The following is a 19,473-nucleotide window of genomic DNA, read 5'->3' as shown; positions in this document are numbered from 1 at the left end:
GATGAAGTTAAAGAAATTAAAATGGGTACATAATTTTTTAAATATTTATAACCCACTTTTGGGCAAGATGAAAAAAACAGATACATTTTCATCTGAGATTCAATTTAACAGTATTCTTATTTTCTCCACGACAGCGCTGGGGGATTTTATGTTTAATACTCCCGCAATAAGAGCTATTCGTGCACATTACCCTGATGCACATATCACATTGGTTTCTAGTGAAAAAAATAGATTATTAGTTGAAAACTATGAGCAAATAGATAGTGTGGTTTATTGGGATAATAAAATTAGGAACCTACTTCCTATCGCACTACAGGCAAAAAAATATAAACCTGAATTAGCGGTTATATTACATTCACATCTTCCTTACGATGTGTTATTTGCTGTTATGGCAGGTTGTCAGTATATCTTACGTAATACTTATGATGTGATCCCTGAATGGTTTAGAAAATGGATTGTTGCAGAATATAAACCACAATCAGGGCATTTTATTCAAAGAAAATTAAATTTATTAAAATTATTAGATATTACTGAAAAAGATACATCACCAGCGATGGAATTAACCTGTAAATACACTCCTTTGGAAGATTCTAATAAAGTTATAATTGGATTTCAATTAGGAACATCTAGCCCAATTAGAACATGGGGTATTGATAAATTTGTTCAATTAGCAGAGAAATTAATAGAAAGTAATCCTAATACTATTATAAAGCTGATTGGCTCTTCTAGAGAGCTATCTTTATCATCTGTATTTTTGAATAAAATTAAGCCTGAATATAGTAATAAAATTATTGATTTAATAGGAAAAACAACATTACCTGAGCTGATTAGTCATATTGATAATATGTCGGTATTAGTTACTGGGGATACAGGGCCTTTACATATTGCGATTGCCTTAAAGAAACCAACAGTAAGTTTATTTGTTACTGCTGATCCAAGAATTTCAGGCCCGTATCAAGATATGGATATTCATCAAGTTATTAAAAAAGAGTATGATCCAAGTTATGAACATCCAATGGAGCAAATAAATACGGATGAAGTATTTAAAGCTATAAACAATATATTGTAAGACTTATTACCATAGGAAAAATAATAATTCGAATTATTTTTCTTATGGTCTTATTTTTTTTACCCAACTTCTAATAAATATACGCCATAATAAAAGTCTAATAGATTCATAAATATTTCTTTTGCGCTTTTTTTTATCAAAGTCAGTTAATAATGCTCGAGGTTCATTAGATATAGTTGAAGCATCAGCATGTTGAGTAAAAGTAATTAATGGCGGAACAATCGCTTTTATTTTTACAATATTCTTCTCTCTAATTAGTTTCCATTCATCTGAAACAATCCAAATGGGTTGTAAAAATTCAAGCAGTTTTTCTGCAGCTTTTTGATTTATACAATATCCATATGCGCCCACAGAATCGATGACATTTACTAATGAATATGTGTTATCTAGCTGTTTTTTAAAACTCTCGATATATTCATTTACTCTACCTAGGAGTATTATTTCTGGTTTATTAGAATTGTAATAATGAGCTATTAAGTCTAAATATTTTTTTATATCTGAATTTATTTTTACATCATCTTCTAATATTAGAGCAATACTATCGTTATTTTCGATTATTTTTTTATAGACTTTTAAATGGCTTAAAGCACATCCTAATTCAGGTAATGTGAGGCGAGTTTTCTCAAAATCAGGGCTTAAGCGTGAGATTTCTTCTTGAGTAAGGTTCTTTCCATAAACAGCTGAAATAAATTCATAGTCTAAATTTAAATCATCGAGCTGTGCTTTAATCGATGCTTTTCTTTCAACATCTTTTTCTAAATTAACAATATAAATTTTCATATCATTATTCATTACTGTTTAGTTTTATAAAAATATCATCTGCTGCAATTTGAGAAATATCCCCACCTTCTGCTTTTACAGCCGTTTGGGCTTTACCGTAACCGCCAATTAAGCCGGGATCGGTAGGGCCAAATAAGGTGATATTGGGTTTATCTAAAGCTGCCGTTAAATGGCTTAATCCCGTATCCACAGAAACGACGCTTTTCGCACCAGCAATAACCTGAGCCACTTGGGCTAATGACATCTTCGGTAATACATCAACGTAGTCAAAATCTTTTGCTAGGCGTATTGCTCGTTGATGTTCATGCTCGGCACCCCAAGGTAATTTAATGCGTACTCCAGAATCTGCAAGCAGTGCGATTAACTCTCTCCAATGAGATTCAGGCCAATGTTTCTCATCACGCGTAGTTGCGTGTAAAAAGACTAAATAAGGGCGCTCATCAAAGGTGGGAAGTGAGAGAAAATGCTGTGCAATTCCATAATCACCCTGAGACTGTGGAATAGGATAATTTAAGCTTAAAGCAAACAGTTGACGAATTCGCTCAACGGCGTGCATCTCTTTACCGACATTGTGGCGAATATCGTAAAAGAAACTCGCTAAAGGCTCTCGAGCGCATTGGCGAGAATAACCATGTTTAATGCCTTTGGTGTATCGAGTCACTAAGAATGCACTTTTCAGTAAACCTTGTGCATCAATAACCGCATCATAATGATGAGATTGAATAGCACGACGAAATTGTGCACGTTCAGCACGAATAGGGGCACTAAACCAGTTCTTTCGCCAACGGCGTATTGCCACAGGAATAACTCTATCAACGGCTTGATGCCAGCTTGGGATCTGTGCAAAACCTTCTTCGACTACCCAATCAAAACGAATATCAGGATAAACATTTATTGCATCAGTTAATGCTGGCAACGTATGCAAGACATCGCCCATGGAAGAGGTTTTAACGATTAATACCCGCTTCACGCTGATGGCTCCGTTGACAGTAAATTAGCTAATTCGGTAAAAACCTTCTCTGGCTGAATATCGATTAAGCTTTGGTGATAGCCTTGTTCAGCATCCCCTTTACGCACTTTGTGATAACCAGTAATTAAACGGATAACGCGTGCTTTATGTGATAAAGGAGGGGTAAAGTCAGGGCTACTTGGGCCATAAAGCGCCACTAACGGGCGCTCTAACGCGGCAGCAACATGCATTAAACCAGAGTCATTACTGACAACAGCTTTACAAGATGCAATTAAATTAACCGCCTGCTCAAGACTGGTTTCGCCAGCAAGATTAAAACACGCTTCACGTGCTTCTGGTGTTAAGGTTTGTTTTATCTCTTCGCCTGCTTCTTTATCTTTTTTAGAGCCAAACAAGAAGATCTGATAACCTTGCTCAATCAGCTTCTGTGCTAAAGCGGCGTAATGGTAATGAGGCCAACGTTTTGCAGGACCGAATTCAGCTCCAGGGCAAAAACCAATAGCAGGACGTTGAGTAGATAATGAAAATTGATGCAATGTGGTAGAGATATCACTCTCGGCTACGGATAACTTAGGCCATAACAAAGGTTGATGTAAATCAGTCGCTTTTTGGACTTTTTGCTTGTCATAAGCTAGCGCAACATAGCGTTCAACCATTAAAGGAAATGCATCTTTATTTAAAGGTCGCAAATCATTTAATAGACCATAACGCATCTCTCCACGCCAACCTGTGCGCTTGGGAATATCTGCAAAGAAAGGGACTAATGCAGACTTAAACGAGTTAGGTAATACATAAGCGTGAGTATAACCTTGCCCTTTTAATTGTTTTCCTAAGCGACGACGTTCACCAATGGCTAAAGCACCGTGCCCTAATGGCATTGGGATCGCATTATCAACTTCTGGCATTTTTTCGAGTAATGGACGACACCACGCAGGTGCCATTACATCAATTGTTGCCGCAGGATGTAATGCTTTCAATGTACGATAAAGACTTTGGGACATCATCATATCCCCGACCCATGACGGCCCTACCACAAAGATTTTCATAAACAGTGATTACTTACCTTGATTTAACCATTGCATATAAAGCTCTACGCCTTCAGCAACTGTTTTAAAAGGTGCGGTATAACCCGCTTTACGTAAATTTGTCAGATCAGCTTGAGTAAAGGCTTGGTAACGACCTTTCAATTTCTCTGGAAACTCAATATGTTCGATAGAGAGATCTTTATCTTTATGATGAGCAATAACGGCATCTGCAACAGCTTGGAATGATTCAGCACGACCTGTACCACAGTTAAAAATACCGGATACATTATTGCGCCAGAACCATAAATTAACCGCAGCCACATCACCTACATAAATAAAGTCGCGTTGGAAGGTTTCACTACCTTCAAATAATTTTGGATTCTGACCCGCATTTACTTGGTTATTTAAATGGAATGCAACACTCGCCATGCCACCTTTATGTCCTTCACGAGGGCCATAAACATTAAAATAACGGAAGCCACAAATCATTGAATCTGCTTCAGGTAAAATCTGGCGTACATATTCATCGAATAAGAATTTTGAATAGCCGTAGACATTTAAAGGTGCTTCATATTTTCTATCTTCGATAAAGTTATCTGTACGACCACCATAAGTTGCAGCAGAAGAGGCATATAAGAAAGGAATTTGGCGTTCAAGACAAAAATGAAGTAGCTCTTTAGAATATTGATAGTTGTTATCCATCATATATTTGCCATCCCACTCTGTCGTGGAAGAGCAAGCACCTTCATGGAAAACCGCATCAATATCACCGAAATCATCACCAGCAACAATGCTTGCAATAAAATCTTCTTTATCCATGTAATCAGTGATATTTAGATCAACCAAATTCACAAATTTGGTGCCATCTTTAAGGTTATCAACAACTAAGATATCAGTATAACCTTCATCATTTAATGCTTTAACAATATTGCTGCCGATAAAACCTGCACCGCCAGTGACGATAATCATGTGGCTACCCCTTCATATAAAATCTAAAAATTAGCTCTAGGTCTATAATAACACTGAACAGCTTTAACGGTAGCATTCATCATGGAACAACAGACTGAAATTCTCGAAAAAAGCAGAGCGTATTAGTGATCTTAATTACACAAATAACATTATTTATTTACATTTGTCGTTTTTAATAGAACAAAGGCATAAAATAAGAAACAATACTGACTATATTATAGTCAAACTATTTAAGTTGTCTCTTTTCGAATTGCTGTCTTAGGAGAAAGTATGTCTACTCCCACGTTTTACCAACAAATTAATCAACAACTAGAACAAACTCGTCAAGATGGCCTCTTTAAAAATGAGCGCATCATCACTTCTTCACAAAGCGCAGATATCGCAGTTGCTGATGGAAGCCATGTTATTAACTTCTGTGCTAATAACTATTTAGGCCTCGCTAATCATCCAAAATTAATTGAAGCTGCAAAAGCAGGTATGGACAGCCACGGATTTGGTATGGCTTCTGTACGTTTTATCTGTGGTACTCAAGATTCACATAAAACATTAGAAAATAAAATCGCTGAATTTTTAGGTATGGAAGATGCCATTCTGTATTCATCTTGTTTTGATGCCAATGGGGGATTATTTGAAACATTAATGGGCCCTGAAGATGCCATTATTTCTGATGCTTTAAACCATGCATCTATTATTGATGGTGTGCGTTTATGTAAAGCTAAACGTTATCGCTATGCCAATAACGATATGGCAGAGCTACGTGTTCAACTTGAAAAAGCCAAAGCAGATAATGCTCGCCACATTATGATCGCGACAGATGGTGTATTTTCAATGGATGGTGTGATTGCAGACCTAAAATCTATCTGTGATTTAGCCGATGAATTTGGTGCCCTTGTTATGGTCGATGATTCTCATGCTGTAGGCTTTGTGGGTGCACAAGGTCGCGGAACTCATGAGTATTGTGATGTGATGGGCAGAGTCGACATTATCACAGGCACTTTAGGTAAGGCGTTAGGTGGTGCTTCTGGTGGATATACCGCAGCGCGTAAAGAAGTTGTTGAGTGGTTGCGTCAGCGTTCTCGCCCTTATTTATTCTCTAATTCATTAGCTCCTGCGATTGTTGCGGCCTCTATTGCTGTTTTAGATATGCTGAAATCAGGGGATGAAATTCGTGCCCGTTTATGGCGTAACGCCTCACTTTTCCGTGAAAAAATGAGCGCCGCGGGTTTTACATTGGCTGGCGCAGATCATGCCATTATCCCCGTTATGTTAGGAGAGGCTAAATTAGCTCAAGAATTTGCAACACGCTTACTTGATGAGGGAATTTATGTCACAGGATTCTTCTATCCTGTTGTACCTCAAGGGCAAGCACGTATTCGTACGCAAATGTCGGCAGCACACACTACTGAACAAATTGAGCGTGCAGTGGCGGCATTTATCAAAATTGGCAAAGAACTTAATGTGATTGCATAAGGTTACTCTATGAAAGCATTGTCAAAATTAAAAGCACAAGAAGGTATCTGGATGACCGATGTTCCAGTACCTGAACTTGGTCATAACGATGTGATGATCAAAATTCGTAAAACAGCAATTTGTGGCACTGACGTTCATATTTATAACTGGGATGAGTGGTCACAAAAAACAATTCCTGTTCCTATGGTTGTAGGCCATGAGTATATCGGCGAAATTGTTGCGATAGGGCAGGAAGTTAAAGGTTTTAATATTGGTGATCGTGTCTCCGGTGAAGGGCATATCACTTGTGGCCATTGCCGTAATTGCCGTGGTGGTCGTACTCATTTATGTCGTAATACCATTGGTGTGGGTGTAAATCGTCCCGGCTGTTTTGCTGAATATCTAGTTATCCCTGCCTTTAATGCGTTTAAAATCCCTGACAATATTCCTGATGAATTAGCGGCTATTTTTGATCCATTTGGCAATGCCGTGCATACCGCATTATCTTTTGATTTAGTGGGGGAAGATGTTCTGGTTTCAGGTGCTGGCCCTATTGGGATCATGGCGGCTGCAATTTGTAAGCATGTTGGGGCTCGTCATGTGGTGATCACCGATGTTAATGAATATCGTCTTGATCTCGCGAAAAAAATGGGTGTTACCAGAGCCGTGAATGTCAGCAAAGAAAACCTAATGGATGTTATGAAAGAATTGGGGATGACAGAAGGTTTTGATGTGGGATTAGAAATGTCAGGTGCGCCGCCTGCGTTTCGTACCATGCTTAATACCATGAATCATGGCGGTCGTATCGCACTGTTGGGTATTCCGCCTTCTGATATGGCAATTGATTGGGGACAAGTTATCTTTAAAGGTTTGTTTATTAAAGGTATCTATGGACGTGAGATGTTTGAAACATGGTATAAAATGGCTGCACTTATTCAGTCTGGCCTTGATCTCTCTCCAATTATTACTCATCAATTCCCAATTGATGAATTCCAAAAAGGTTTTGATATCATGCGTTCAGGTCAATCAGGTAAAGTGATTTTAGATTGGCAGTAATGAGTGTGCATTAAGCAAAAAAAGAGCCTTTTAAGGCTCTTTTTTATTGCATTATTTTTCAACTTCCTCAATTCCATTAGGATCAGGTGTGTCAGGTAATTTCTTTTTTTCTGATGAGCTAAATCCACTGGATAATGTATTAATTAGCGTACTTTTTTTCATCGAAATAATCGCTTCTTGCGCTGGCTTTAACCAAGACGCAGGTTTTGACTCTTTCGGTTGTTCTGTTGGTGGGACAACTTTTGGTGGTTCAGGTTGTGCTGGTTTTTCTGTTTGTGGTTTTAATAGAGTGCTTGGTGCCACAAGTTGAATATCAGCAGGTAGTAAAGGCAGTTGTTGTTGCAATGCTCTAACTGTTGAGGGATGAGGATGTCCGATAGCAATGGCAGAACCATTTTTTCTCGCTAAAGCAATAGCGCGGGCAAGTTGTTGGCGAGTCTCAGCTTCTGTTTGTACGTTATCGAGAAAAACATGGCGACGCAAAGATGGAACTCCTGCGGCTTTCGCTGCAATAGCAGCTTGTGTATTACCGATGGTCACACTATCTAAAAAATAGAGATTAGAGTGATTAAGCGCTTTAATAACCCTATCCATTGCTTGTCTATCTGATGTCATTGCACTACCCATATGGTTATTCATACCGACAGCGTAAGGAACATTACTAATAGCATGTTGAATAATACGATTAATTTCGTTCTGATCCATAGAGGGCTTTAGGGTATCGCGCTCTAGAGGTTGTTTACTAATTGGCGCCATTGGCATATGGATCAGTATTTCACGCCCTTGTGCATGGGCTTTAGTCGCCACTTCTTTACCATGAGGAGAATCAGGTAAAATAGCGATAGAAACTGCAGTAGGAAGCTGTAAAACTTGGTTATCTTCTTTTTTACGATAACCAAAATCATCAATCACAATGGCTAATTTTGCTGCAAAGGCAGGTGTACTTACAACCAGGCTTAGCAACATTAAACTAAGTAGAAAAGAGCGCTTGCGTTGTAATGTGCCAAGTAATTTCAAACCTACCTCCCAAGCCAAGGAACAGGGTTTACTGCTTTTCCTTGACGTCTAATTTCAAAATAGAGTGCTGAACGCTCTTGTCCACCACTGTTACCAACTAAAGCGATAGATTGGCCTGCTTTAACCTGTTGACCAACATTCACTAAAGCGCTTTGGTTATAACCATAAAGGCTCATATCACCTTTACCATGTTCAACCACGACGACCAAACCATAACCTTGAAGCCAATCTGCTAATAATACACGTCCATCAGCAATGGCTTTTACTTCCGTACCTTGTGCTGCTGGTATCACAATTCCTTTCCAGCGTAATTCGCCAGAGCCAGAAATAGACTCACCAAAACGGTGTAATAAAGAGCCCCTGATAGGCCAAATAGCTTGTCCCGCAGGTTTACCTAAACCACCAGTACGTGACATTAATGATTGCTCTTCAGCTGTTGGTTTATAGGTTGAACCACGCTGTTGGGCTTCTCGTTGTTTGGCTACAATCCGTGCTGCTTCTCGGGCTTCACGTTCTGCTCGTGCTTTGGCTTCTCGTTCAGCTTGAGCAATTTTATTTCTTAATTGAGCTTCATTAGCTCGCATGGTGGCTAAGTTTTTCTGATCTGCTTTTAAGGTTGATTCAAGTTGGGTCAGCGTTTTTTGTCGAGCAGCTAATGCATTATCGAGTTTTTGTTTTTCTTGTTGTTGTTTAGTGAGAACCTGCTTTTGCTCGTTCTGTTTTGCTTGCTGCGCTGTTTTTTCTGCCTCAAGCTCTTTTGATGTTTGAGCAAGCTCTGCCATTGTTTCTTTGCGAGCATCATTAATATAGCTGTAATACGCTAAAATACGCTCTTCACGCTGGCCTTCTTCACCACGAAATAAGAGCTCAATACCTTGGTGTTTACCTTGACGATACGCAGCATCCATTTGACGCGCTAATAACTCTTGTTGTGACTGATACTGTTTTTGTAAGCGAGCAATATTTGCGGTAATGGTTTTTATCTCTTTACCCAATGTTTGTAAGCGATTTTGGGTTTCATGCACAGCGCGACCTGCACTAGAAATTTGAGTTTCTTGTGTTTTTAATTGACCAAGAAGGGCTGTGCGTTGTTTTTGTTGTTCTTGAACTTGTTTTTCTTTTTCTGCAATCGTGGTTTGTAGATCTTTTAGCTGATTGCGGTTGTCCGTTAATGTGTTAGCAAAAACAGGAAGGGCAGAAAAAAGAGAGGTGCTAATAAGCAACGTGATTAACGGTAAAGAAAATACACGATAAGACGGATGTGTTTTTTTTTGAAGATCCATTTTCTTTGCCATCTGACCAACGTACCTTTCATAACAGTTTATAAGATTATTCCATGTCACCAAACAACTGACCAGTTAACACGAAATAAAGCCGAAATTTCAGATAATACCTAACAGGTAATCTATTCAATTAATAAGAGATTATAAAGCAATAATAATAGGAGAGAGTAAAAAAGAGGGATCCTGTGTGACAGCGCAATAGAATATCACGCTGTCCGCGAGAGAGATTATTCGACGATAGTACCCCAAAGATCATATTCGTCTGCATGTTCAATAAGAACACGAACGATTTGTCCTGGTTCTACATCAAATTGCTCATTGAGGTAAACAGCACCATCAATCTCAGGTGCATCGGCCATACTACGACCAATTGCACCTTCCTCATCCACTTCATCAATCATAACAAGCAACACTTTGCCGATTTTCTCTTGCAGGCGTTCAGTCGAAATTTGCTGCTGTAATTGCATAAAGCGATGATAACGCTCTTCTTTCACTTCTTCAGGTACTTGATCGGCTAATTCATTTGCTTTCGCACCATCAACAGGGCTGTATTTAAAGCAACCTACGCGATCAAGGCGAGCTTCGCTGAGGAAATCCAATAGCATTTGGAAATCTTCTTCTGTTTCACCCGGGAAACCAACAATAAAGGTAGAACGTAAGGTTAATTCCGGGCAAATTTCACGCCAGCGTTTTACTCGCTCTAATGTACGCTCAACAGCACCTGGGCGTTTCATCAGTTTTAAAATCTTAGGGCTGGCATGCTGAAGAGGAATATCTAAATAAGGTAGAATTTTACCTTCTGCCATTAAAGGAATGACATCATCAACATGTGGATATGGATAAACATAATGTAAGCGAACCCAAATACCTAATTTTGCCAGTTGTTCACATAAACTGACCATACTGGTTTTGACAGGCATTCCATCCCAAAAACCCGTTTGATGTTTAGTATCAACACCATAAGCAGAAGTATCTTGAGAGATAACAAGTAACTCTTTTACTCCTGCATTAACTAATCTTTTAGCTTCACCTAAGACTTCACCAATTGGACGACTGTCTAAATCACCTCGCATTGATGGGATGATGCAGAAAGTACAACGGTGATTACAACCTTCAGAGATTTTTAAATACGCATAATGACGAGGCGTTAATTTTACACCTTGTTCAGGAACAAGGCTGAGAAAAGGGTTGTGATCAGGTTTTGGCACATAGTGGTGAATATGAGATAAAACTTGTTCATAACTATGGGGCCCTGTGATCTCAAGTACTTTAGGGTGCACTTCACGAATTTGGTTCTCTTTTGCACCTAAACAGCCAGTAACAATAACTTTACCATTTTCATCGAGTGCTTCACCAATCGCTTCTAGCGATTCTTGTACTGCGCTGTCAATAAACCCACAGGTGTTGACGATGACTAAATCAGCATCATTATAGGTAGGAACAACTTGATAACCTTCTGTGCGCAGTTCGGTTAGGATACGTTCAGAGTCCACTAAATTTTTAGGACAACCTAATGAAACGAATCCAATTTTAGGCACTTGATTTGTTTGCGACATGCTCGTGTTCTCAATACTTTTAAATAAATAACAGATAGTTGTTGTATCTCAGACAGGTATAAATCTTACGTAATATGGGAGATTTTATACGTAAGTAGCCACTATTAGGGATGCTGATTTATTAATAGCTTGCCTGAAGAGGGATCCTGTAGAGTAAAAAGGTAAGGCCTTTTCAATTCATCATTTTTCACGGAACCGACGCTAATGGTACATAAATCCGTCAATAAAAAAAATGATTGTTGAGAAACTTTCCGCAAAAATAGAAAGAGAAAAGCAGGAATAGGCTGTAATTGCGCCATGACAAAGGTATACTTTGGCTCTTTGATACTATTTTTAACCAACGAGAGTGATTGCATCCTATGCTGCAAGAAGTAATGCAATTTTTCAACCGGCACACCCTGTTAAGCTTTGTTTGGGTAGCGTTGCTGGTGGCGGTCATTGTATTGACCTTTAAAGGGCTTTTTTCTAAGACGAAAAATATTTCCCGTACAGAAGCGATTTCTTTGATAAACAAAGAGAATGCGGTGTGTGTTGATATCCGTAGCCGTGATGAATTCCGTAAAGGACATATCATTGATTCTATCAATTTAACGCCTTCTGAAATCAAAAATAATAATATTGCTGAGCTGGAGAAATATAAATCACAGCCAGTTATTGTTGTGTCACCATCAGGTATTGAAGGTGCAAAACCTGCAGAAAGCCTAATTAAACTCGGTTTTGAAAAAGTCTTTATCTTAAAAGATGGTCTTTCAGGCTGGAGTGGTGAGAATTTACCACTGGCTAAAGGTAAAAAGTAACGAGCGGGCAGATTGAGTTCTATACTTACTGCTATTCAATTAATAAGGATATAAAAAGGTAAGATTATTATGTCAGAACAGCAAAACCAAGAGATGACTTTTCAAATTCAACGTATCTATACAAAAGATATCTCTTTTGAAGCGCCTAATGCCCCACAAGTTTTCCAAAAAGAGTGGCAGCCAGAAGTTAAATTAGATCTGGATACTTCTTCTAATACTTTAGCTGAAAACGTATATGAAGTTATTCTGCGCGTTACTGTAACCGCAACAATGGATAACGAAACAGCATTCCTGTGTGAAGTTCAACAAGCAGGTATCTTTACCGTTGAAGGTATCGAAGGCACTCAACTGGCACATTGCTTAGGTGCATATTGCCCTAACGTTCTGTTCCCTTACGCTCGTGAATGTATCACTAACTTAGTTAGCCGTGGTACTTTCCCACAACTGAACTTAGCACCTGTTAACTTTGATGCGTTGTTTATGAACTATTTACAACAGCAACAAACTGATGCTGCTAATGAAGGGGCTGAAGAAGCTTAATGAACGCTTCTATGACAGTTATCGGTGCCGGTTCATACGGCACCGCTTTAGCGATTACCTTAGCGCGCAATGGTCATGATGTCGTACTTTGGGGTCATGATCCTGAGCATGTTGCTGCATTAGAACAAGCACGCTGTAATCAGGCATTTCTGCCCGATGTTTCCTTTCCTGATAGTTTATACATGGAAGCTTCTTTGCAAAAAGCCATTGAAGCCAGCCGTAATATTCTTGTTGTGATCCCAAGCCATGTTTTTGGTGATGTATTACAACAGATCAAACCCTTTTTACGTCAGGATGCACGTGTTGTTTGGGCGACAAAAGGACTTGAGGCTCATACTGGTCGCTTGTTGCAAGATGTAGCGCGTGAAGTATTAGGTAATGAAATCCCGCTAGCAGTTTTATCAGGCCCTACTTTTGCTAAAGAGCTTGCCGCTGGTTTGCCTACTGCGATTTCTGTGGCATCAACGGATAATACGTTCTCTGAAGAGCTTCAACAGCTTTTCCATTGTGGCAAAAGTTTCCGTGTTTATAAAAACCCTGACTTTATCGGTGTGCAATTAGGTGGCGCAGTAAAAAACGTGATTGCGATTGGTGCGGGTATGTCTGATGGTATGGGTTTTGGTGCGAATGCGCGTACAGCGCTGATCACCCGTGGACTTGCCGAGATGAGCCGCTTGGGTAAAGCATTAGGCGCAGATGCAGCTACTTTTATGGGAATGGCGGGTTTAGGTGATTTAGTTTTAACTTGTACCGATAACCAATCTCGTAATCGTCGATTTGGCATGATGCTAGGTCAAGGTTTTGATGTTGATACTGCCCAAGAAAAAATAGGACAGGTCGTTGAAGGCTATCGCAATACCAAAGAAGTTCGTGCATTGGCCGAACAAGTCGGTGTTGAAATGCCTATCACAGAGCAGATCTACCAAATTTTATACCAGCATAAAGACGCCAAAGAAGCGGCATTATCTTTATTAGGCCGTGCAACGAAAAATGAGATAGACAGCAATCTTTTCTAAGTCTATTTTAGATAGTTATTTATTTCTGTTTTAAACATAAGAAGCCTAAGTTTTTACTTAGGCTTCAATGTAAAAAGAATGAGAGTGAGTATGTCGCTAGAAGAACTAAAAAGAGTCTGGGATCATATTAAAGATGAAGCAAGATGTTTGGCAGATTGCGAGCCAATTTTGGCTAGTTTCTTCCATGCGACATTACTCAAGCATGAAAACTTAGGCAGTGCCTTAAGCTATATGCTGGCGAACAAGCTGGCAACCCAGACTATGCCTGCGATTGCTGTTCGTGAGATTGTTGAAGAAGCATATCGTAGTGATAATTCTATGATTGAATCAGCAGCTTATGATATTTCAGCCGTTCGTTTACGCGATCCCGCAGTTGATAAGTACTCCACACCTCTGCTTTATCTAAAAGGTTTTCATGCCTTACAAGCTTATCGCATAGCGCATTGGTTATGGGGACAAGATCGTAAAGCTCTTGCTATTTACCTACAAAATCAGATTTCTGTGACTTTTGGGGTTGATATTCATCCCGCCGCTCGCATTGGTCATGGCATTATGCTTGATCACGCAACAGGTATTGTGATTGGTGAAACCGCTATCGTAGAGAACGATGTTTCGATCCTACAATCCGTCACTTTAGGGGGTACAGGTAAAACCTGTGGCGATCGCCACCCTAAAGTACGCGAAGGTGTAATGATTGGCGCAGGTGCTAAAATACTCGGCAATATTGAGATTGGCCGTGGTGCCAAAATTGGTGCTGGCTCTGTGGTACTACATGAAGTTCCTGCTCATACTACTGTTGCCGGTGTTCCAGCCCGTATTGTCGGTAAGCCGACGAGTGACAAGCCTTCACTCGATATGGATCAACACTTTAATGGTGTGGTGCCCGGTTTTGAATGCGGTGATGGTATTTAATGGCATTAACTGAAGTCACACTTTCTGAACTTAAGGCTTGTTTACACGCTGAATATATCGGTGATAACAAGCCTTTTAGTTGGATAAGACTTTTTCATCGTGTCTTTTTCTGCCAGCGTTCGCGTTATCTTTTTTGGTGGCGTGTCGCCCAATTCTTTTATTTCTCTAAAAATCGTTTTCTTAAAAAACTTGGTATTCGTATCGGTGCTAAAAATAATCGTAAATACTGCAACGATATCTCACTAAGAACACGCATAGGTAAAGGCCTTTCATTACCACATCCCATAGGGATCGTACTGACTAATTACTGTCAACTAGGTGAGAATGTGACATTAATGCAAGGTGTCACCATTGGAGTAAAAGAAAAAGATGGCAAAGCAGATATTCGAGTTGGCAACCATGTTTATATTGGCTGTAATTCTTCGATTATCGGCGGAGAGATAGAAATAGGTGATAATGCTGTGATTGGTGCTCACGCATTGGTATTAAAGGATGTGGGGGAAGGGTGTAGGTATATCACCAAAGTCGTTGCTGAAATCAGAAAACCGTCAGAGTAATAAGTTAGATTTTTAGTCATTTGAAATTAAAAAAAGCGCTAGTCATTATTTATGATCAGCGCTTTTTGCATTTCAGTCTCTTAGTAATGCACCAGGATAACCAAGTTGACGCCATGCTTCAAAAACGACAACGGCAACGGTATTTGACAGGTTCATACTACGACTATCAGCAAGCATTGGAACTCTGATTTTCTGCTGTGTCGGCATATTATCCAACACATAAGGCGGTAAACCACGAGTTTCAGGTCCAAAAAGGAGATAATCTCCATCTTGATAGCTCACATTGCTATGTGTTGGTGTGCCTTTTGTCGTTAACGCAAATACACGCGCACCTGTTGGTGATTGTGCATTATCAGGGTTTAAGCCTTCACTTTCTAAAAAAGCATAGTAATCGTGATGCTGCTTAATATCAGCAAATTCACGATAATCAAGCCCTGCACGGCGTAGACGTTTATCATCCCAAGTAAAACCCAATGGTTGGATTAGATGAAGATGAAAGCCTGTGTTAGCACACAGGCGAATAATATTACCCGTATTGGGTGGAATTTCGGGTTCAAATAAGACGATATTGAGCATATGAAATAGATTTAGTCGTTACCAAAGAGGTCACGAGTATAAACTTTTTCTTCAACGTCGTTTAGCACTGATGACATTCTATTGGTAATAATGACATCAGAGATTGATTTAAACTCATTTAAATCACGAACTAATCTTGAGTTAAAGAAGGTTTCTTCTTTCATCTCTGGCTCATAAATCACCACTTCAATACCTTTGGCTTTAATGCGTTTCATAATGCCTTGGATAGAAGAAGAGCGGAAATTATCAGAACCAGACTTCATAATTAAACGATAAACACCTACGACTTTTGGTGATCTAGCGATAATTGAGTCTGCAATAAAATCTTTACGTGTGCGGTTAGCTTCAACGATTGCACTAATAATATTATTAGGAACAGAATCATAGTTTGCTAATAGTTGTTTAGTGTCTTTTGGTAAGCAGTAACCACCATAACCAAACGATGGATTATTATAATGGTTACCAATACGCGGATCTAAACAGACGCCCTCGATGATTTGTTTTGAGTTCAAACCGTAAGATTCTGCATAGCTATCAAGCTCATTAAAGTAAGCAACACGTAGTGCTAAATAAGTATTAGCAAATAATTTGATGGCTTCTGCTTCTGTGGAGTCAGTGAATAGAACATCAATATCTTTTTTCAGTGCGCCTTGTTGTAAAAGGTCTGCAAATTTTTGTGCTCTTTCTGATTGTTCACCAATAACAATACGAGATGGATATAAATTATCGTAAAGTGCGCGACCTTCGCGTAAGAATTCAGGAGAGAAAATAATATTATCCGTATTATATTTTTCTCTCATTTCTTTCGTAAAACCAACAGGAATGGTTGATTTTATAATCATTGTCGTGTTTGGATTATATTCTAAAACATCACGGATAACAGACTCTACTGAAGAGGTATTAAAGTAGTTTGTTTTAGGATCGTAATCGGTCGGTGTGGCAATGATAACAAACTCAGCATCTTTGTAAGCGAATTCTTTATCTAAAGTTGCAGTAAAATCGAGCTCTTTGGTTGCTAAAAACTCTTCAATTTCTTTATCTGTAATTGGAGAGATTTTTTTGTTCAGTAATTCAACTTTTTCTTTATTGATATCTAACGCAACAACTTTGTTGTTTTGGGAAAGAAGTATTCCGTTAGATAGACCGACATAGCCGGTACCTGAGATTGTGATTTTCATTAAACTATTCCTTAATAATAAAATTTTATTAATGGTTACTATTCAATAAATTGTTTTTAAGGGTGAAAAGTATACCTGTTTATTCTTGATTTGTTTATTAGCTTAAATTGTATATTTGATGGAGTGTTTCATAATCACATGTTTTTAATAGTGTTATTTCTAATTTTGTTACCTTGTAGGTATATGAAATTTAGTCTAAATAATAAATTAGCATAATGTTTGATATTATACCTTAATCGAGAGCAACATGGATTTACTCTTAGGTGCCTTTAAGCAAAAGAGCTTTTTTAATGAGCTTATTGACGAGTACTTCATATAACTAACTGAAATGTATTAACAAATTTTTTAACATTAATGTATCTATTTTGTATTACATAGATAACTTTTTGATGAGTGTCCTTAACGGCTAGCTAAATGTCATAATTTGATGATTTAAATTAATTATCTTAGCTTATTCTTATCTTAAGACTATTCTTTAAGGTAATTGCTTTGATGGTCACACTTCTTGTTTAGTGATATTATTAAGCGCTTTTAACTTACTTAGTAAATTTACATGCACAAATCTTAAAATAATAAAAAATATTTATGTATTTTGAGTGTGATACTTATATACAATAAGTATGTTTTTACTACTTGATGGTACTCTGGGAGCCATAACCTAGTGCGGTAGCTATGAGCTAAATAGGCAAAGTTAGGCTAATCAATAGTAGTTAATGTTTAGAAAAGATTAATGTTTTTAGTTATCACTTTTAAAAAAAAGTGATATGTGTAAATTTATTTCTACCAAACTATCTTAAATTTAATTAAATAATTACGGAGTTTTATATTAATAATTACTTTGTCCTTAGTGTTATGTTTATCTTAGCATCATAAAAATTTATGATGCTAAGATAAACATAACAATTTTCGATAACCTATTGGTATCAAACCGTTATATTGTAACTTATTTATAATGGTTTAAGGTATAAATTATATTAATTCAGCTCTGGTATGCTTTCTTATGAAACTTTTATCAGTCTGTAGAGTGTCCTGAAATTTTTATTTGAATTAATAAAAATAGTTATCATATAGAATAAATTTATTGTTTTTTCAAACATAAATTATAAATATCTTACTGATTACAATAAGATATTTATAGGTTTTCTATTTCATATTCTATTAATGCTAATGCTTTAAAATATAGTTTATATCAGTGATTGCATTAAGAAAATGGTAAATATATTAGAGGTTAAAAAGTGAAAGGCATTATTTTAGCTGGTGGTTCTGGAACAAGACTATATCCAATAACCATGGGAGTTTCAAAACAGTTACTACCTGTTTATGATAAACCTATGATCTATTACCCGCTATCTATCCTAATGTTAGCTGGTATTCGTGATATCTTAATTATAACAACACCAGAAGATAAAAGTAATTTTGAACGATTATTAAAGGATGGTTCTCAATTTGGTATTTCTATCCAATATGCGATACAGCCTAAACCAGAAGGATTAGCACAAGCGTTTATTATTGGGGAAGAATTTATTGGCACAGAAAGTGTTTGTTTAGTATTAGGAGATAATATTTTTTATGGTCAATCTTTTAGTCGAACTTTGAGAAATATTGCTAATAATTTAAATGGAGCAACTATCTTTGGCTACCATGTAAAAGATCCTGAACGCTTTGGTGTTGTTGAATTTGATAATAATTATCAAGTGCTTAGTTTAGAAGAAAAACCACAAGAGCCTAAATCCAACTGGGCTGTAACAGGGTTATATTTTTATGATAATAAAGTGATAGATTATGCCAAAAGAGTTGAAGTATCACATAGAGGTGAGCTAGAAATAACGTCTATTAATCAAATGTATCTTGAAAATAAATCTTTGAAAGTTGAACTATTGGGTCGAGGATTTGCTTGGTTAGATACAGGTACTCATGAAAGTATGCATGAAGCATCATCTTTTGTACAAACGATTGAAAATGTGCAAGGATTAAAAGTTGCTTGTTTAGAAGAAATAGCTTGGTCTCAAAAATGGTTAAGTGATGATGAATTATATAATCGTTCAAATTTAATGAGTAAAAATGATTATGGTAAATATCTATTATCTTTGTTAGAAAATGACATACTTATTGATTCTTTAAAGGCAAATAAATGATTAAAGTAATACAAACAAATATTGAGAATTGTTTTATTATTGAACCTAGAGTTTTTGGCGATGATCGTGGTTTTTTTCTAGAAACTTATCATGAAGATAGGTATTCTAGCTTATTAGGAATAAAAGAAAAATTTGTTCAAGATAACCGTTCAAGATCTATTAAAAATGTTTTAAGAGGATTACATTTTCAAAAAACAAAACCACAAGGAAAATTAGTCAGCGTAACAAGGGGTATTGTTTTTGATGTTGCTGTTGATTTGAGAGTTAATTCTCGTACTTTTGGCCAGTATGCATCTGTTATTTTGAGTGAGGAAAATAAAAAACAATTTTATATTCCTCCTGGATTTGCTCATGGATTTGCAGTACTTAGTGATACTGTTGATTTTCAATACAAATGTACAGACTATTATGATCCTAATGATGAAGCTGGGATTCTTTGGAATGACAAAGATATTAATATAGATTGGCCTATAAAAAATCCTATTCTTTCTAAAAAAGATTTAAGTCAACCAAGCTTTGAAACAATAAGAAGAAATATATTAAAATGAAATAGTTTTTTAAAGAAATTCATTCTAACTATATATCATT

General features: G+C 37.4%; 19 protein-coding genes. 10 read left to right on the top strand and 9 right to left on the bottom strand.

Annotated features, from left to right (window positions below):
* Position 1 precedes the first annotated feature (1 nt).
* Positions 2-1,069, top strand: a complete 1,068-nt coding sequence (locus tag GWJ01_RS02850) for a glycosyltransferase family 9 protein (RefSeq protein ID WP_161710678.1) — start codon at positions 2-4, stop codon at positions 1,067-1,069.
* 42 nt (positions 1,070-1,111) lie between these two features.
* Here the strand turns inward: GWJ01_RS02850 and GWJ01_RS02845 are convergent, their stop codons facing one another.
* The 4 genes from GWJ01_RS02845 to rfaD are packed head-to-tail and all read right to left on the bottom strand — an operon-like array spanning position 1,112 to position 4,813.
* Positions 1,112-1,849: a glycosyltransferase family 25 protein gene (locus GWJ01_RS02845; protein WP_161710677.1), complete on the bottom strand. Its 738-nt coding sequence runs from the start codon at positions 1,847-1,849 to the stop codon at positions 1,112-1,114.
* A gap of 4 nt (positions 1,850-1,853) precedes the next feature.
* Positions 1,854-2,819, bottom strand: a complete 966-nt coding sequence (rfaC, locus tag GWJ01_RS02840) for a lipopolysaccharide heptosyltransferase RfaC (RefSeq protein ID WP_161710676.1) — start codon at positions 2,817-2,819, stop codon at positions 1,854-1,856.
* Complete coding sequence (gene rfaF / locus GWJ01_RS02835) at positions 2,816-3,865, bottom strand: ADP-heptose--LPS heptosyltransferase RfaF (RefSeq protein WP_161710675.1); 1,050 nt, start codon at positions 3,863-3,865, stop codon at positions 2,816-2,818. The genes rfaC and rfaF overlap by 4 nt, the downstream gene beginning before the upstream one ends.
* Before the next feature lie 9 nt (positions 3,866-3,874).
* A complete protein-coding gene (gene rfaD / locus GWJ01_RS02830) occupies positions 3,875-4,813 on the bottom strand; it encodes an ADP-glyceromanno-heptose 6-epimerase (RefSeq protein WP_109394394.1) in 939 nt (312 codons plus the stop codon).
* Positions 4,814-5,083: 270 nt separating this feature from the next.
* Between rfaD and GWJ01_RS02825 the strand changes: the two genes are divergently transcribed.
* Both GWJ01_RS02825 and tdh read left to right on the top strand, forming a co-directional pair.
* Positions 5,084-6,283, top strand: coding sequence for a glycine C-acetyltransferase (locus tag GWJ01_RS02825; RefSeq protein WP_161710674.1), 1,200 nt, complete (start codon positions 5,084-5,086; stop codon positions 6,281-6,283).
* A 9-nt stretch (positions 6,284-6,292) separates the two neighbouring features.
* Positions 6,293-7,318, top strand: a complete 1,026-nt coding sequence (gene tdh / locus GWJ01_RS02820) for an L-threonine 3-dehydrogenase (RefSeq protein WP_075674078.1) — start codon at positions 6,293-6,295, stop codon at positions 7,316-7,318.
* 51 nt (positions 7,319-7,369) lie between these two features.
* Here the strand turns inward: tdh and GWJ01_RS02815 are convergent, their stop codons facing one another.
* The 3 genes from GWJ01_RS02815 to rimO form a co-directional block, all read right to left on the bottom strand.
* Positions 7,370-8,284 carry a divergent polysaccharide deacetylase family protein gene (locus GWJ01_RS02815; RefSeq protein WP_237585691.1) on the bottom strand — a complete coding sequence of 305 codons (915 nt, stop codon included), beginning with the start codon at positions 8,282-8,284 and terminating at the stop codon, positions 7,370-7,372.
* Positions 8,285-8,337: 53 nt separating this feature from the next.
* Positions 8,338-9,630 (bottom strand): murein hydrolase activator EnvC, encoded by a 1,293-nt coding sequence (gene envC, locus GWJ01_RS02810; RefSeq protein ID WP_109394392.1) that lies wholly within the window; start codon positions 9,628-9,630, stop codon positions 8,338-8,340.
* Positions 9,631-9,845: 215 nt separating this feature from the next.
* Complete coding sequence (gene rimO, locus GWJ01_RS02805) at positions 9,846-11,174, bottom strand: 30S ribosomal protein S12 methylthiotransferase RimO (protein WP_099659486.1); 1,329 nt, start codon at positions 11,172-11,174, stop codon at positions 9,846-9,848.
* A 359-nt stretch (positions 11,175-11,533) separates the two neighbouring features.
* Here rimO and GWJ01_RS02800 point away from each other — a divergent pair, with 359 nt between their 5' ends.
* The 5 genes from GWJ01_RS02800 (at position 11,534) to GWJ01_RS02780 (ending at position 14,996) form a co-directional block, all read left to right on the top strand.
* The gene (locus GWJ01_RS02800; protein ID WP_023583406.1) at positions 11,534-11,971 is read left to right on the top strand and encodes a rhodanese-like domain-containing protein; all 438 of its coding nucleotides are present in this window, start codon (positions 11,534-11,536) and stop codon (positions 11,969-11,971) included.
* Between the two features lie 69 nt (positions 11,972-12,040).
* Positions 12,041-12,511: a protein-export chaperone SecB gene (secB, locus tag GWJ01_RS02795; protein WP_006534205.1), complete on the top strand. Its 471-nt coding sequence runs from the start codon at positions 12,041-12,043 to the stop codon at positions 12,509-12,511.
* A complete protein-coding gene (gpsA, locus tag GWJ01_RS02790; RefSeq protein ID WP_161710672.1) occupies positions 12,511-13,527 on the top strand; it encodes an NAD(P)H-dependent glycerol-3-phosphate dehydrogenase in 1,017 nt (338 codons plus the stop codon). The genes secB and gpsA overlap by 1 nt, the downstream gene beginning before the upstream one ends.
* Before the next feature lie 90 nt (positions 13,528-13,617).
* Positions 13,618-14,439, top strand: coding sequence for a serine O-acetyltransferase (cysE, locus tag GWJ01_RS02785; RefSeq protein ID WP_088494105.1), 822 nt, complete (start codon positions 13,618-13,620; stop codon positions 14,437-14,439).
* Entirely contained in the window at positions 14,439-14,996 is a 558-nt protein-coding gene (locus GWJ01_RS02780; RefSeq protein WP_161710671.1) for a serine acetyltransferase, read from the top strand. The genes cysE and GWJ01_RS02780 overlap by 1 nt, the downstream gene beginning before the upstream one ends.
* Before the next feature lie 72 nt (positions 14,997-15,068).
* Here GWJ01_RS02780 and trmL read toward each other — a convergent pair whose 3' ends face one another.
* Positions 15,069-15,572, bottom strand: a complete 504-nt coding sequence (trmL, locus tag GWJ01_RS02775) for a tRNA (uridine(34)/cytosine(34)/5-carboxymethylaminomethyluridine(34)-2'-O)-methyltransferase TrmL (protein ID WP_109409881.1) — start codon at positions 15,570-15,572, stop codon at positions 15,069-15,071.
* An 11-nt stretch (positions 15,573-15,583) separates the two neighbouring features.
* Positions 15,584-16,750, bottom strand: coding sequence for a nucleotide sugar dehydrogenase (locus tag GWJ01_RS02770; protein ID WP_161710670.1), 1,167 nt, complete (start codon positions 16,748-16,750; stop codon positions 15,584-15,586).
* A gap of 1,235 nt (positions 16,751-17,985) precedes the next feature.
* Between GWJ01_RS02770 and rfbA the strand changes: the two genes are divergently transcribed.
* Together rfbA and rfbC are read left to right on the top strand one after the other, a co-directional pair.
* A complete protein-coding gene (gene rfbA, locus GWJ01_RS02765) occupies positions 17,986-18,885 on the top strand; it encodes a glucose-1-phosphate thymidylyltransferase RfbA (protein WP_161710669.1) in 900 nt (299 codons plus the stop codon).
* Positions 18,885-19,433 (top strand): dTDP-4-dehydrorhamnose 3,5-epimerase, encoded by a 549-nt coding sequence (gene rfbC, locus GWJ01_RS02760; protein WP_161710705.1) that lies wholly within the window; start codon positions 18,885-18,887, stop codon positions 19,431-19,433. Before rfbA ends, rfbC begins: the two co-directional genes overlap by 1 nt.
* Positions 19,434-19,473: the final 40 nt, after the last annotated feature.

It is taken from the genome of Proteus sp. G2618 (genome assembly GCF_009915995.1).
GTDB classification, from domain to species: Bacteria; Pseudomonadota; Gammaproteobacteria; order Enterobacterales; family Enterobacteriaceae; genus Proteus; species Proteus terrae.
The sequence above is the reverse complement of the archived record's forward strand: the minus strand, read 5'-3'. Positions and strand labels throughout refer to the sequence as shown.